Origin of the sequence: Mangrovivirga halotolerans, from assembly GCF_026241165.1 — a bacterium.
Lineage (GTDB): Bacteria > Bacteroidota > Bacteroidia > Cytophagales > Cyclobacteriaceae > Mangrovivirga > Mangrovivirga halotolerans.
The window spans coordinates 66,459-81,592 of sequence record NZ_JAPFQN010000007.1; the positions used below are offsets into that span (position 1 = coordinate 66,459).

Consider the following 15,134-nt stretch of genomic DNA (forward strand, 5'->3'; position numbering starts at 1 on the left):
TGATTTTTTACCGGTTAGTAAGTTACCGGAGAATCTGAAGGCAAAACTATGATAAGGTCAGCTTTCCCTTTGTTTTCCTCATTTAATTCTGCAAGGTTGTCTTGAATTACTACCTCAACAGTGAAAACGGAAATATCAGGGTTTATGTTTGTCAAAAAGCCAACGATTCCTTCAAATTTGGTTGAATGAAAAGACCCATTTAGATGAAAAACCTTTTTTACTCCAGAATTTAGAGCATTGGAAATTATTGTGGCCATTGTATAATCTTTGATAGCCTGGGCTTGAACAAAGAATTCCATGTTCATACCATGCCCTCCCATATTTTTGATCTGATCATAGGTTACATAATCCTGAGGCAAATCAAAATTTGATTGAGGAAGGTATATCGAAGGAATCTCAAGCTTAGACAGAGAATCTAATCCTACTTTTGCAGTAATGGATGCATACCTTCGGGGTACATTTGTTGCCAATAACTGAATATCGTTTTCTATACAATAGTTTACCAGTGGGGCATAATCAGTTTCATAATTTGGCCATATGTGAGTTACATCCTTTAGCTTTTCAGCTTTTATTATACCTCTCGATAATTCATTCAGGAAGATTTGCTGATCGGTCTCAAACATTTCAAAACCTGCGGCCAGGCCATCTTCAGGAAGTAATTTTAATATTTGAAGAGACAACCAATGAGATACAGCCTGATTGTGTAACTCTCCAAAGAAAACCACATCGGAACTTTTAATATTTTCTACTTTATCACTGATTTTAACCTGATTGCCGTTACTATCGTATGCTTTAAAAAGTTCAAATTGATATTCCTGTGAAAAAGCAGAAAAGGAAAAAAAAGATATTGATACAAGAAATAGTGCTAACTTAATTGATCTCATCCCGATTTCTTTTCATTGTAACTCTGGCTCGTTGGCACACACCACCGATCGGCGGATTGAATTTTGAGATGCTGACTTCTACAGAAGTGGACTTTGCAAAACGGGTAAATACACTATCGATTATCCGTTTACAGATGTGTTCAAGCAATTTTGAGGGAATGTTGATTTCGTCCCGGATTATTTTATATAGATCTTCGTAATCTAACGTCTCTGCTAATTTATCATGCTCTGCAGCATCTCTGAAATTAACTTCTACCGTAATATCTACTGAATACTTATTTCCGATACGTCTTTCCTCATCATAATAGCCATGATAAGCGAAAAACTCTATTCCTTCTAATGATATAAATCCCATTATCAATCCAGATTATCAAAAAATGACCCTTCACCAGAATCATTTTGATCAGATGATACTCTGCTTTTTCTTTCTTTTTCAGCTTTGGCCTTTTTCTCTTCCTGCTCCTTAATCAATTTAGCCGCTTCAGCTTTTTTTCGTTCTTCAGCTTCCTTAAGTCTCAGGAGCTCTTCCTCTTTTTTCTTCGCTACCTCAGCCTCTTCTTTTTGTCTTTCTGCTTCCAATCTTAATCGCTCAGCCTCTTCCTCTATTGCTTTCCGTTCTTCTTCAAGCTTTCTGGCTACAGCTTCATTATCACTTTCAGGGTTACCAGCAGAGTCATCAGGCTTAAATTTTGTATTCTTTGTGCCTCCTTCTGAAGAAAGAACATCTCTGATGATGTCATTTGCAGGCCTTAGAGACCTGACCTCTTCCTTAGCATCTCTAATCGCCTTATCAATATCCTTTTCACCACTTTGTTCTATTCTGGATACCTTATTGGCAATTTCATTTGAGATGGATTTGATCTCGGTTAACAGATCATTTTTATATCCTTTGAGAATGCTGTAATTTTTCTCCAGCTTACGCAGCTCTTCCAGCATATCATCAAGAATGTATTTAGCTTTATTTTCAGCATCGATAAGGTAATCTTTCGCCTTTCCTTTTGCCTCATTGATAATAGATTCAGCTTTCCACTGTGATTCGCGAACATTAAGGTCTGCCTGCTTGTTAGCCTGCTCTATGACGTTGGCTCCGGTATCTTCGGCTGTCTTAAGGGTTTTGAAAAGTGATTCTTCCACCTCCCTTAATTTTTCCACCTCCTTCTCGGACGTCTGAAGTTTGATCCGCAGTTCGCGGTTTTCTTCAATTACCTTCTCCCATTCCTGAGAAAGTGAAAGTAAAAACGCCTGTACCTCTTCTTTGTCATATCCCCTGAGCTTTTTCTCAAAAGTCTTCTGGCGTATTTCTAATGGTGTAACTTTCATCCGCGATCTATTAAAAATTATAAAAAATCAAATAATCAATATTAACTATTATAGAGATAATTCCCAAATAGAAACAATTCTATCATCACCGGCAGAGACTACCAAATCAGTTTCAGGCAGCCATAAAAGCTTGTTTACTGAAGTTCCATGCCCTGCATGTCGTACCTTATCGATAACTTTTAAAAGTTTCATTTCTGATGCATCCCAGACTTTAATGGATTTATCCATACTAGCCGATACAAAATATTTAAAATCCGCTCTATAGGCAAGATTATTAATTGTGTACATATGTGCCACAACTTCTTCTTGTAGTTCATATCCCTCTAGAGCATCCCATACCTTGATTTTCGCATCCCTTCCTCCACTAATCAATTTATCCCCTTCTTCTGAATACTCAACGGTAAACACTGAATTGTCGTGTGCCAAATACGAATAAAGACACTCAAAATCTTCCAAAGAAAAAATTCTAATGTGATTATCACTATATCCAACTGCCATTTCTCCTCTTTTTTCAGAAATAGAGATAGCTCGTACACTTTTCTGAGATTCTTTTATAGTTTTCACTACCGAAAGATTATCTCCATCTATAATGAAAATCGTCCCATCGGCGTCTCCCACTATAAAATTGCCCTGAAAAGATTGAATATCAAAATATGCGGCTGAAGATAATTTCAAAGATCCAATTTCTTTTTTACTTTGAAGATCAACAATGTGTATTCCTTCAAAATTTTCTCCTATTACAAGGCGATCCTCATTTTTATGTAAAGCATATACAGATCTGTTGACCTTAGCTATAAGCTTTCCTTTGTCGGGATCTCTTATATCCCATTCAGCAATCATTCCATCTCCACCCGACGATACGAACCGATGGCCGTCTCCCAGATCTTCAAGTGCATAAATACAATCTTTATGGCCCTTAAATGTGTGAACTTTGGATACTTGAACTTTCGACATTAATTTTAATTTATTATTCTGCTCAAATGTCAGACACAAATGTAAAAAATATAGGTAAGAACTCTTTTCTGTTTATCAGACTATTAGATGATTTAAACAGCAATGATCACGAATCAGTCAATTCATCCAATGATCAAATAATTCTTTCCTCACTGAAAACTACGCAAAGGAAAAGAGAATGGTTAACTATAAGAAACCTTTTATTTGAAGCTTGCAGTAAATTTGATATAAAATATTCACCTGTAATAAAAGATGAATATGGTAAACCACACCTCCCGGGTTTTAAAGGAGGCATAAGTTATACCCATTCTAAAACCCAGGCTGGTTTGCTTATACATCCTCATGCATCTGTAGGAATAGATATCGAAAAGCCCAGAGAGCAATTATACAGGGTTGAAAATAAATTTTTAACCAGTGAGGAAAAAAATATCTATTGTGAAAATCTCGAATTAATGACCCTTGCCTGGTCAGCAAAAGAATCTATATACAAAGCTTACGGTAGAAAAAGCCTTTCATTAAAAGATGATATTGATCTGATCAGAATTGATTACAATAAAGGCATCATTACAGCTCGGATTGTAAAAGGAAAAATGAGTGAACTAATGAAAGTACACTTTTTCTTCAGCAATGATGAAATTGTAACTTATACAATCAGGGAAAAAGCAGATCCTTTTTAGAGGCCGGGCAACGGCATGAAAATTTGAAGCAATTCTCTTACCTCTTCAGTCTTTTCATGATCCTCTAAGCTTTCGAAGGCCATGATCAAATTTCTCAATACCCTTTTTATAATATCTTTATTAGTACAAGGCTGATAGTATTCTGGCTTTTTAGGCACATGAATATTTTCAAGATAATTATCAATATCTTCCTCTCTGAAGATTAGCCCCCTGTTAAATACATTAATATAAAATTCCGTCTGCTTATTCTTGTACATTAGGATAAACAGATTGGGTAAGTTAACTCCATAAAGCGGAATATTTAACCTGTTGGCAACTATCATGTAAATAGAGCAAAGTAATATTGGATTACCCTTTCCTGACTCTAAAACTGCATTGATAAAACTATTCGTGGGCGAATGAAAGTTTTTAGTGTTGCCGGAAAATTTGTATTTATTAAAAAATATGCTGTTCAGTGTCCTGATCTGATCATAGTAATGCATATTATCTTTAAAAAGCAACCAGGTATCCAGGTAGATGTCATTAAGCTTGTCAGTAAGCAATTGGTATTCCAGATCCGGATATTGATATTTGGCTACCAGAAAAAGTCCATCGAGCAATTCGGGCTCCTCCTCTTCTGACCACTCGGTAAGTTTTATCTTTAGATTCTCAAATTGAAGAGAATGAATTATATTTTCGATTCTTTCCTGTACTACCGGATTGAGATTTCTTTCCCATTCTTTTTCCAATACAGGAATAATCCGATCACCAAGTGATCGGATCTTTTGCTCTACATGACCTAAAATACTTTCATCCTCTTCATCCAGAAGAGACACTAATGCTTTCAGTTCTTTTTCTTCCATACCAACAGTTTAATCAGGTCTGCAGTACTCCAACATTGAATTTTTCAACCGGAGCATGATCAGCAGCCTCTATACCCATGGAAATTACCTTTCTAGTTTCGGCAGGGTCTATTATTCCATCTACCCAAATTCTTGATGCGGCATAATAAGGACTTAACTGACTATTATATCGATCAGTGATTTCCTTCAGTAAATTATCCTTTTCTTCATCAGTAATTTCTTTTCCTGCAGCTTTTAATGCTGAAACCCTGATTTGCAAAAGTGTTTTTGCAGCAGAAGCACCACTCATTACAGCTATCTGTGCAGAAGGCCAGGCATAAATTAATCGTGGATCATAAGCTTTTCCGCACATTGCATAATTACCGGCTCCGTAAGAATTACCCATAATAATTGTAAACTTAGGCACTGTAGAATTAGCCATGGCATTCACCATTTTTGCCCCATCTTTAATTATTCCTCCATGCTCAGCTTTACTCCCTACCATGAACCCACTTACATCCTGTAAGAACACCAAAGGTATCTTACGTTGATTACAGTTCATAATAAATCGTGCGGCTTTATCAGCAGAATCAGAATAGATCACTCCTCCCATCTGCATCTCACCTTTTTTCGTCTTTACTATCTGACGCTGGTTTGCAATAATCCCTACTGACCAACCATCAATTCTGGCAGTTGCACATACGATAGTTTTACCATACAATTCCTTATATTCGTCAAATTCTGACTTATCAACCAGACACTTTATAATGTTGCGAACATCATAAGGCTTTGTTCGGTCTGAAGGAAAATAACCATACATGTTTTCAACAGGTTCTTCAGGCTGGGCAGATTCTTTCCTGCTAAAACCGGCACTATCAAATTTACCGATTTTATCCATGATTCTTTTTATGGCATCCAGACATTCTTCATCCGTCTGATATTTATTATCAGTCACTCCGCTGATTTCGCAGTGAGTAGTCGCTCCACCGAGCTCTTCATTATCAATATCTTCACCTATAGCTGCTTTAACCAGATAAGAACCTGCCAGGAAAATTGATCCTGTTTTATCCACTATTAAAGCTTCATCAGACATTATAGGAAGATATGCTCCGCCGGCAACACAAGATCCCATAATAGCAGCAATCTGCACAATTCCCATTGCGCTCATTTTTGCATTATTTCTAAATTGTCTGCCGAAGTGTTCTTTATCCGGAAAGATTTCATCCTGCATTGGCAGGTATACACCAGCACTATCAACAAGATAAATGATAGGAAGCCTGTTTTCCATTGCTACTTCCTGAGCTCTTAAATTCTTTTTTGCAGTGATCGGGAACCATGCGCCTGCTTTAACTGTAGCATCATTAGCCACTAAAACACATTGACGACCTTCGACATATCCTATCCCAGTTACAACACCTCCTGAAGGACAACCTCCCTCTTCTTCATACATCCCTTCTCCGGCAAATGCTGCTATTTCTAAAAATTCTGTATCATCATCCCTCAGATAGTCTATTCTTTCTCTGGCGGTCAACTTACCTTTAGCATGGTGCTTTTCTATCCGCTTTTTACCCCCTCCTAACTTAACTTTCTCGAGGCGACGGTTTAAAGTACTTACTAGTTGTTTGTTTTGATCTTCGTTTTTATTAAAAGTTATGTCCATGGGTTAATGATTTTGCGTAATTTAAGCAAAACCTATTAAAGCTAACAGTTGTTAGGGTAAGAATTAATCTTGGGCTTTTTCGAGATCTCTGACTACCTTTTTATGCTTTTTTCCTAAAGGACCAAAAAAGTGTTTAGGATAGTAATTCATATGTTTTAATAAACTATCTAGATTCTGTAAAGATGTGTTAAGGTTGTTATAAACAGAGTCTTCATTGAGTAACTTACCGAGCGAACCTTCCCCTTCATTTATTTTCGCCATTGTTTTATTAAAACTACTTAATGCCACATTAGCAGAATCTACGGTTGCCTTTAAATTGGCATCATTCAGGTTTTGACTTAATTCTGACAGGTTAGCAATAACCTTTGGAAGCCCTTTTTCTTCATCAGATAATTTATCTGAAAGTTTTCTGTATTCAACAAGTGTTCTCCTGATTTCCGGTGCTGTAAGACTCAATTCTAATGTTGCTGTATTTGCAGTAGTCTCAAAAGTATCAAGGCTCTCTCTAACTTTCCGTGCTGTAGCCTGAAATTCCAAAGAAAGTTGTTTGAATTCATCCATAACTGGAAGAACTTTCTTTTGTAATTCAGCAATTTGATTTTCCTGAACGGAGCCATATAAGGTGTCTCCATCCTCGAAGTAGCCAGATTCCTTTTTTAGCTTCAATTCTACTGCTTTACTTCCTAACAGGTCATTGGAAATTATCTCTGCAACAGTAGAATCTCCGACCGGAATATTTTTATCTACATCAATAGTAATAGCAATTTCATTGCGTCTTTCCGGTAGTAGATTAATTTCACTTACTCTTCCAACTGTAAAGCCGTTTATCAGTACAGGGTTTGAAACAGTCAATCCTTCGATGTTTTCATAAACAACATGATATTGATTTGTTGAAGAGAAAAAATCTATTCCTTTTAAAAAATTAAAGCCGTAATAAAATAACGCTAAGGCAACTACAGCTAAAAGTCCTACTTTTAATTCTTTTGATATTTTCACTGGCTTTTTATTTTAAAGCATAAGTTGTTATAAAGTTGAGTCTATTCTTCACTCTTTGCAAGACAATCACTAATTTCTTGACTCAATCTCCTCTTTATAGTCTCTAACTGCACGGAATATACCGGAAGCGATGTATTCCTGAATCAGCTCTTTGTTTAACTCCTTTTCTTCCTTTTGGTTACTTAAATAACCGGTTTCTACTAATACTGAAGGCATTGATGTTCTCCAAAGTACTGCAAAACCTGCTTGTTTAACTCCCCGGCTTCTGCGTCCTGCCCTTTTAGAAAATTGTGTTTCTATTCTCTCAGCTAATTTTAAACTATTCTCCAGGTAAGCATCCTGGTAAAGTGAGAAAAGTATTGCGCTTTCAGGTGAATTAGGATCAAACCCTTCATAGTTTTCCTGGTAATTATCTTCAAATAGAATAGCTTCATTTTCTCTTTTTGCAACTTGCATATTGCTTTCTGACTTATGTAGTCCCATAACATAAGTTTCAGTTCCATGCACTCTGGGATTACCCACCCAATTACAATGAATAGACACAAAAAGATCAGCATTATTTCTATTAGCTAATTCAGCCCTTTGATAAAGCTCAAGAAAGGAATCGTTATTACGTGTGTAAATAACTCTCACTCCTTCCAGATATTCTTCAATTGTGGCACCAAGTTTGAGCGCTATTTCGAGCGCGACTTTTTTCTCTTTAGAAATCTGACCATGGGTACCCGGATCTTTACCTCCGTGACCTGCATCAATAACTATAACATCAATTTTATTCTCGGCTCTGTCCAATGGAATAAACGAACCAAAAAATAAAATGAAACAAATGCTGAATAATAGTATATTATTTTTCACTATTGTACTGTTGTTTTTGCTGAATCGCATAACTTTACGCAAAATTGTAAATTTTTCATCAAAGAATAAAAAATCACCCGCTTATTTGATAACGAGATTTTTTTACATATTCTTATTATTATCAACTTTCAGTGTTTTCTCTCAGGATCGTGAAGTTAATACAGATTCACTTCGTGATCAGTCTGACAGGATTCCTGCACCCACTGATATTGTAGTCGATCCGGATACTGTACCTCCGGCTTCTTCAGACACTTTGCAAGTTAGCCTGAACGACTCTCTTGTGTCAAATCCATCCGGTTTGTCAGGAGAAATCAAATACTTTGCCAAAGATTCAACCATCATGGATATTATAAGCAATAAGGTTTATTTATACAATGATGCCTGGATCACTTACGAAGATATAAGACTTGAAGCAGATCGCATAGTAATTGACTATGAAGAACAATCACTTTCTGCCGAAGGTGTTGAAGATTCAACCGGAAAAATTTTGGGACAGCCCGTATTTAATGAGGGATCTCAAACTTACTATGTCAACAAACTAAAATATAACTTCCAGACCGAAAGGGCAATAGTTGAAGGGATTGTTACTAAACAAGGCGAAGCTATTATGCACGGAAAGGAAATGTATAAAAATGAAGAGGACGAGATATTTATCAGTAAAACTAAATATACAACTTGTAATCATATCGAACCTCACTATTATATATCTTCCAGGGAGATAAAAGTAATACCTAATGATAAGGTCATTTCTGGTCCTTTCAACTTAAATTTTATGGGAGTCCCAACTCCTCTTGGATTTGCTTTTGGAATGTTCCCGGATACTGAAACAAAAAGTGACGGAACTTCAGGCGTCATTTTTCCAACTTTTGGTGAGGAAAGAAGAAGAGGGTTCTTTGTCCGTGATTTTGGATATTATTTTAATATAAGTGAGTATGTAAAGCTTTCTTTAACTGCTGAAGTTTATTCAAAAGGCAGTATGGGAGCCAGAGCAGCAACATCATATAAAAAGAGATATGCCTATAATGGTAATTTAGATTTCACCTACAACAGATTAACATCTGGAATTGAGGGTGACACGTCAGTTACAAAAGATTTTTGGTTAAGGTGGAACCATTCACCTCAATCAAAAGGCAATAGCAGGTTTTCTGCAAGTGTTAACGCCGGTACTTCTACTTATAACCAGAACAATGAGTTAAATCCAAACTTAAATACCAGGGCAACCTTTAACTCAGCTGTAACCTTTTCTACTGTCTTTCCTAATTCTCCATTTAACTTATCTGCATCAGCCAGGTATAATCAAAACGTTCAGACAAAAGAAGTAGATCTGCAATTTCCGGATCTAAGTTTTGGTATGAACCGAATCTTCCCCTTTAGATCTCTTATAAATTCATCAAGAGGATTACTAGGGTCGGCCTCTGTATCATACAATATGGCGGCAACAAATAGAATAACAAACAAGGTTGAAGGTGAATACTTCAGTATGGAAGGAGACACTATTTTACCGTTTAACAGTGAAAACATGCCGTTTTTTATTGAAAGAGCCAAAAACGGCATTCGTCATACTATACCTTTTGGTACGTCTGCCAGAATTTTCAGACATTTTACTCTTAACCCTTCATTTAATTATTCTGAAATCTGGTATTTCAGCAGCTTAGAATATAAATACAATGAAAATCTCAATAGAGTAGTTGCTTCAGATACGTCATCTGGATTTAACAGAGTTTATAATTACTCAACAAGTGCATCTTTGAATACCAGGATTTACGGAACCTATCAATTCAAACAAGGATCTAAAATTCAGGCTATTCGACATATTATGGCTCCGGCTTTATCGTATAGTTATTCTCCTGACTTTGGAGAGGAAAAATATGGCTTTTACCAATATGTTGATGTCCCTAATCAGGAAGAACCTCAAGTTTTATCTAAATATCAGAATTATGCGTATGGCGGAGGGTCTCGTGGAGAAAGCCAAAATCTTAGTTTTAGCCTGACAAATACCGTCGAAGGAAAAGTGTTGGATAAAAATGATTCAACGAGTGAAAATCCATATGAAAAAATACCTTTAATAGAAAACTTCAGTTTTAATACAGGGTATAACTTTGCTCTCGATTCCTTTAATCTCAATACGTTCAATTTTAGCTTTCGAACCTCTCTGTTCAATAGAAAGCTAAGTCTTAATATTCCATTTAGAATAGATCCTTATGTATATGAACTCACTGGTGTGGGTGAAGATGGAAGAGTGCAACAAAACAAAGTTGATAAATATGCCTGGAATGAAGGAAGAGGGATCGGTCAGTTAACATCGGCAAGTTTGGCCTTATCGACCAACCTGAATGGAAAGGGGCGGGAAAGTGATAATGAGAGACGTGATGAATTAGATGAAATTGCCGGTGAAAATCCTGAATTGAGGGAAACTGTTGATCGAATAAATGCTAACCCGGATCTATATCTGGATTGGAGTATACCCTGGAATCTCCGGATCAACTACAACCTCTCCTACACAAAGCGAGGATTTGAAGAAGCCCAGATTTCACAAAACGTCCGCTTTAGTGGTGATTTTAACTTAACAGAAAACTGGAAAATAAACTTCAGTTCCGGATATGACTTTCGTAGAAATGAATTCTCTCAAACTACTATCGGAATCAATAGGAATCTACACTGCTGGATGATGAATGTAACCTGGGTACCGTTTGGAACTTTCCAATCCTTTAATTTCGAAATTCGCGTAAGATCAAGTATGCTTCAGGATCTTAAGATCACGAGAAATAGAAACTTCAGAGATAACCCTTCATTTAACTTTTAATAAAAAACTACTCAATAAAAAAGGCTATCAAATTGATAGCCTTTTTTATTATTAATTTATCTTCTATAATTAATTCACTGCACTAATCCAGCCTTCCACTTCTTCTTTTGAAGGATTCTTCACGTCTTTAAGCTTCAACTTTTTCCGTGTTCCGCAAACGTCATTAAAAAGTTTGTTCGGATTAGCTTCTTTTATTTTATCAAGTGTAGTAAAACCTAGGTTCTGTAAAATCGGAATTAATTCCTCTCTCACACCTATTTCAACATAATCTTTTTCTGTTGCTACTTCTGGTTTCTTCTCAGGCTTCATCTGAGGGAAGAATAATACGTCCTGAATGGAATCTGAATTAGTCATGATCATTGCCAGCCTGTCAATTCCAATTCCCAAACCAGCAGTTGGCGGCATTCCGTACTCAAGAGCCCTTAGGAAATCTTCATCCAATACCATCGCCTCATCATCACCACGCTTACCAAGCTCTAGTTGAGCTTCGAAACGTTCTCTTTGATCAATTGGATCATTTAACTCAGAGAATGCATTACAAATCTCCTTCCCATTACAAATCGCCTCAAATCTCTCAACCAGCCCTTCTTTTTCTGAATGTTTTTTAGCCAAAGGTGACATTTCAATTGGATAATCAGTAATAAATGTTGGCTGTATTAAGTGAGGCTCAACTTTTTCACCAAAGATCTCATCGATCAGCTTGCCTTTACCCATTGAATCATCAATATCAATACTTAATTTTTTAGCTGTATCACGAAGCTGATCTTCTTCCATCTCCGAAATATCAATGCCTGTAAATTCTTCTATTGACTCAAACATTGTATATCTCTTCCATGGACGCTGGAAGTCAATGGTATTTTTCCCAACCTTGACAGCAGTTGTTCCATGCATATCGAGGGCTGCCTTTTCTACCATTTCCTCAACTAGATCCATCATCCAGTTGTAATCCTTATAAGCTACGTAAAGCTCAACCTGGGTAAACTCAGGGTTGTGGAAACGGGACATTCCTTCATTACGGAAGTCCTTAGCAAATTCGAAGACTCCGTCATAGCCACCTACAATAAGTCTTTTTAAATACAACTCATTTGCTATTCGCAAGTAAAGAGTCATATCAAGAGTATTGTGATGAGTCTTAAAAGGTCTGGCTGCCGCTCCGCCATATAATGGTTGAAGAATCGGAGTTTCAACTTCAAGGTATCCTTTATTTGAAAGGAAAGTTCTGATACTATTTACCATCTGTGTCCTTTTAATAAAAGTATCGCGAACTTCAGGGTTTACTATCAGGTCAACATACCGTTGTCTGTATCTTGTCTCAGGATCAGAAAAAGCATCGTATACCTTTTTGTTTCCTGACTCGTCTTCAGTTTCTTTAACTATAGGGAGAGGTTTTAAACTTTTTGTCAACAACTTAAAGTCAGTAACATGAATAGTTAATTCACCTGTTTGAGTTGTGAACACATAACCTTTGATACCAATTATATCACCGATGTCTGTCATTTTCTTAAAGACATCATTATATAATGAATTATCATCACCAGGACAGATATCATCCCTCCTGAAATATAATTGAATTCTCCCGGTTGAATCCTGCAGTTCAGCAAATGAGGCTGAGCCCATTATTCGACGAGACATTAATCGACCGGCAATGGAGATATTCTTATAATCAGTTTTATTCTTCTCATAGTTCTCATGAATGTCTTTAGCTGTAACATTCACTTCAAACAATTCTGATGGATAAGGATTTATTCCACTCTTAATCAAAGCTTCGCGCTTTTGCCTGCGTACGGTTTCCTGCTCACTTAACTGCATGGATTATATCTTTTTTGTTATTAAAAATGCAAAATTAAATAAGATTCAATGAAATTGAACCCTGAAAGTATAATATTTGTTACAACCAATAAAGAAAACTCTTGATTCAGGCCTCCTATCATCTAAATCCTGACATTCAACTTCTTACTTTTATCGAAATCTACCCAGACGATTTGCCCGTTTGCAAACTTCTTTTCGCTATAGGCATGAAGGATACTTTCGTCCATTTTCAAAGTGTATAAATTAGTCTTCCCAGCAAAAGATAAATCTTTTACCGTGGCTTCTTTTAATCCGTCTTTACTACTTGAATATAAAAAAGTATCCTCCCATCGCCAGCCATAATTCTTTTCTGCCCCGTTTGGGAACCAATTCACAGGACCAAATAATTCAGCTGTAATTTTATGATTAGGGTTAAAATAAACCTCATTTGAACTTCCCTCCTGAATTATTTGCCCTTCTCGTAGAACAATAATTCTGTCAGCAAGGCCAAATAGTTCCTCCGGATGATGAGTTACTATCACTGAAGAAATATTATTTTCACTTAGATAATCCCTGAGTGCATTAATCAGCCTGAGTTTATTTCCTCTGTCTAGCTGACTAAATGGTTCATCCATTAATAACAATTCCGGGAATTCGGCAATAGATACAGCTAGTGCAAGCCTCTGTCTTTGTCCTCCACTCAGAAGTTTACATAATTTATTTTCAAAGCCACCTAGTTGCGTTAATTCAATGAGCTCGGTATATCTTTCTTCAGCAAAATCCTCATCATAATGACGCAGAGCAAATTTCAACCTTCTGCCTACTGTATCGTTGGGATCAAGTTTAAAGTCTTGTCGTAAGTATTTAACCCCTTCAAATCCAGGTATTAAAAGATCCTCTACCGGTGGTAAGTTTTTATTTTCATAGAAGAATTCACCTTCATCAGAGGGAATAAAACCTCCTATAAGTTTTATTAACGTAGATTTACCTGAACCACTAGGGCCGATCACCCCTACAACTTCTCCTTCTTCCAGTTCTAAGCTAACATTATTTACAGCTGGCGTATTTTCACCAAAATAGACTTTAGATATATTCTTAAATGAAAATTGCGCCAAAATTTACTGGTTATTTCTTCTTTTCATTTCAGTACTTACAAGCATGTATTCCCTGCTAGACTGACCTGCAATCGAAGTGTTTTCTTCTGCTCTTCGTACAAGGTATGGCATTACTGATTGAACAGGGCCATAAGGGACATATTTAACAACATTAAATCCGCGTTCAGCAAGATTAAAAGAAATATGATCACTCATACCGTACAATTGAGCAAAATAAAATCTTTCATCATCGTGCTTTACACTATGCTTATCCATTAATTCAGTCAGTAAAGCATTACTATAGGCATTGTGAGAACCACAGATCACAGCTATCCGTTGCTTATTATCAGTGCAAAATTTCAGAGCTTTATTAAAGTCCTGATCAGTCGCCTCCTTTGAAGGTTGTATTGGGTCAGGATAACCCTTTTCTTCAGCTCTTTCTCTTTCTTTTTCCATATAAGCACCGCGGACTAACTTAGCTCCCAGCCAATACTGGTGCATCGTAGCATCGTGATATGCATCTTTAAGATTTTTTAATGATGCCCGGCAATACATTTGGTAAGTGTTATAAACTACCACTTTTTCCTTATTGAACAGCGCCATCATTTCATACGCAAGTTCATCGATTACATCCTGAATCCAGGTTTCTTCTGCATCTATTAAAATTCTAACGTTATTATCGTAAGCATACTTACATATTCTGTGAAATCTTTCTCTGAATTTCTTATAGGACTCCTCTTCTTTAGCACTAAGCTTCCCTCCTGCTTGTATTTTGGCTAACAGATCAAATGAACCTATGCCTGTTACTTTAAAAACCGAAAAAGGAATTTCTTCAGAACCAGCAGAACGATCGATGGTTTTCAATATTTCTCTTGTGGTAGCTTCAAATCCTTTTTCTGACTTTTCGCCTTCAACAGAATAATCTAATATCGTTCCGACTCCTCTGCTCTTAAGCATATTAATGGTATCCTCACAATCTTTAATTGATTCTCCTCCACAAAATTGTTGAAAAACATTCCATTTAATGAAAGGCTTAACAGGAAAATGCAATTTAATTGCGGATTTCATAAAAAAAGTACCTACTTTTACCAACCAGGGGTAATTCATGGCCTTAAAAATAAGGTAAGACTTCTTTAATTCAGCATCATCTTTATGACTGAAAGCTACTGCGGTATTTTCGAATGAAAGTTCGTTCATGGAAACCGATATTAAAATTCGTTGCAAAGATAAAACCTGTTGCTGTGAAATAGTGTTTATAAGTAAGTAAAAATTAATCAATTTATAA

The 15,134-nt window shown here is 36.4% G+C and carries 13 protein-coding genes; 2 read left to right on the top strand and 11 right to left on the bottom strand.

Annotated elements, in window-relative coordinates:
• Positions 1-14: 14 nt before the first annotated feature.
• Genes OO013_RS13985 through OO013_RS14000 form a run of 4 tightly spaced genes read right to left on the bottom strand, consistent with a single transcriptional unit; the run spans position 15 to position 3,158 of the window.
• Entirely contained in the window at positions 15-884 is an 870-nt protein-coding gene (locus OO013_RS13985) for a ChaN family lipoprotein (RefSeq protein ID WP_266057546.1), read from the bottom strand.
• Complete coding sequence (gene folB, locus OO013_RS13990; protein ID WP_266057547.1) at positions 871-1,239, bottom strand: dihydroneopterin aldolase; 369 nt, start codon at positions 1,237-1,239, stop codon at positions 871-873. Before folB ends, OO013_RS13985 begins: the two co-directional genes overlap by 14 nt.
• A gap of 2 nt (positions 1,240-1,241) precedes the next feature.
• A complete protein-coding gene (locus OO013_RS13995) occupies positions 1,242-2,204 on the bottom strand; it encodes a DivIVA domain-containing protein (RefSeq protein ID WP_266057548.1) in 963 nt (320 codons plus the stop codon).
• Positions 2,205-2,252: 48 nt separating this feature from the next.
• Positions 2,253-3,158 carry a WD40 repeat domain-containing protein gene (locus tag OO013_RS14000; RefSeq protein ID WP_266057549.1) on the bottom strand — a complete coding sequence of 302 codons (906 nt, stop codon included), beginning with the start codon at positions 3,156-3,158 and terminating at the stop codon, positions 2,253-2,255.
• Between the two features lie 26 nt (positions 3,159-3,184).
• On the opposite strand from OO013_RS14000, the gene OO013_RS14005 reads away from it, so the two are divergent.
• A complete protein-coding gene (locus OO013_RS14005; protein ID WP_266057550.1) occupies positions 3,185-3,835 on the top strand; it encodes a 4'-phosphopantetheinyl transferase family protein in 651 nt (216 codons plus the stop codon).
• Here OO013_RS14005 and OO013_RS14010 read toward each other — a convergent pair.
• From OO013_RS14010 to OO013_RS14025, 4 genes are all read right to left on the bottom strand, one after another.
• Positions 3,832-4,677, bottom strand: a complete 846-nt coding sequence (locus OO013_RS14010) for a transglutaminase-like domain-containing protein (RefSeq protein ID WP_266057552.1) — start codon at positions 4,675-4,677, stop codon at positions 3,832-3,834. The genes OO013_RS14005 and OO013_RS14010 overlap by 4 nt on opposite strands.
• 13 nt (positions 4,678-4,690) lie before the next feature.
• Positions 4,691-6,316, bottom strand: a complete 1,626-nt coding sequence (locus OO013_RS14015) for an acyl-CoA carboxylase subunit beta (protein ID WP_266057553.1) — start codon at positions 6,314-6,316, stop codon at positions 4,691-4,693.
• A 63-nt stretch (positions 6,317-6,379) separates the two neighbouring features.
• Positions 6,380-7,312: an MlaD family protein gene (locus OO013_RS14020; RefSeq protein ID WP_266057554.1), complete on the bottom strand. Its 933-nt coding sequence runs from the start codon at positions 7,310-7,312 to the stop codon at positions 6,380-6,382.
• Between the two features lie 69 nt (positions 7,313-7,381).
• Positions 7,382-8,164: an N-acetylmuramoyl-L-alanine amidase family protein gene (locus OO013_RS14025; RefSeq protein ID WP_266057555.1), complete on the bottom strand. Its 783-nt coding sequence runs from the start codon at positions 8,162-8,164 to the stop codon at positions 7,382-7,384.
• Between the two features lie 85 nt (positions 8,165-8,249).
• Between OO013_RS14025 and OO013_RS14030 the strand changes: the two genes are divergently transcribed.
• Positions 8,250-10,967: a putative LPS assembly protein LptD gene (locus tag OO013_RS14030; protein ID WP_266057557.1), complete on the top strand. Its 2,718-nt coding sequence runs from the start codon at positions 8,250-8,252 to the stop codon at positions 10,965-10,967.
• Positions 10,968-11,036: 69 nt separating this feature from the next.
• Here the strand turns inward: OO013_RS14030 and lysS are convergent, their stop codons facing one another.
• The 3 genes from lysS to OO013_RS14045 form a co-directional block, all read right to left on the bottom strand.
• Positions 11,037-12,776, bottom strand: a complete 1,740-nt coding sequence (gene lysS / locus OO013_RS14035; protein ID WP_266057558.1) for a lysine--tRNA ligase — start codon at positions 12,774-12,776, stop codon at positions 11,037-11,039.
• 122 nt (positions 12,777-12,898) lie between these two features.
• Complete coding sequence (locus OO013_RS14040; RefSeq protein ID WP_266057559.1) at positions 12,899-13,870, bottom strand: ABC transporter ATP-binding protein; 972 nt, start codon at positions 13,868-13,870, stop codon at positions 12,899-12,901.
• 3 nt (positions 13,871-13,873) lie between these two features.
• Positions 13,874-15,046: a proline dehydrogenase family protein gene (locus tag OO013_RS14045; RefSeq protein WP_266057560.1), complete on the bottom strand. Its 1,173-nt coding sequence runs from the start codon at positions 15,044-15,046 to the stop codon at positions 13,874-13,876.
• Between the last annotated feature and the right edge of the window lie 88 nt (positions 15,047-15,134).

Coding starts and splice junctions, on each gene's coding strand:
- OO013_RS13985 (WP_266057546.1), bottom strand. CDS start 884: ATGAGATCAATTAAGTTAGCACTATTTCTTGTATCAATATCTTTTTTT.
- folB (WP_266057547.1), bottom strand. CDS start 1,239: ATGGGATTTATATCATTAGAAGGAATAGAGTTTTTCGCTTATCATGGC.
- OO013_RS13995 (WP_266057548.1), bottom strand. CDS start 2,204: ATGAAAGTTACACCATTAGAAATACGCCAGAAGACTTTTGAGAAAAAG.
- OO013_RS14000 (WP_266057549.1), bottom strand. CDS start 3,158: ATGTCGAAAGTTCAAGTATCCAAAGTTCACACATTTAAGGGCCATAAA.
- OO013_RS14005 (WP_266057550.1), top strand. CDS start 3,185: ATGTCAGACACAAATGTAAAAAATATAGGTAAGAACTCTTTTCTGTTT.
- OO013_RS14010 (WP_266057552.1), bottom strand. CDS start 4,677: ATGGAAGAAAAAGAACTGAAAGCATTAGTGTCTCTTCTGGATGAAGAG.
- OO013_RS14015 (WP_266057553.1), bottom strand. CDS start 6,316: ATGGACATAACTTTTAATAAAAACGAAGATCAAAACAAACAACTAGTA.
- lysS (WP_266057558.1), bottom strand. CDS start 12,776: ATGCAGTTAAGTGAGCAGGAAACCGTACGCAGGCAAAAGCGCGAAGCT.
- OO013_RS14045 (WP_266057560.1), bottom strand. CDS start 15,046: ATGAACGAACTTTCATTCGAAAATACCGCAGTAGCTTTCAGTCATAAA.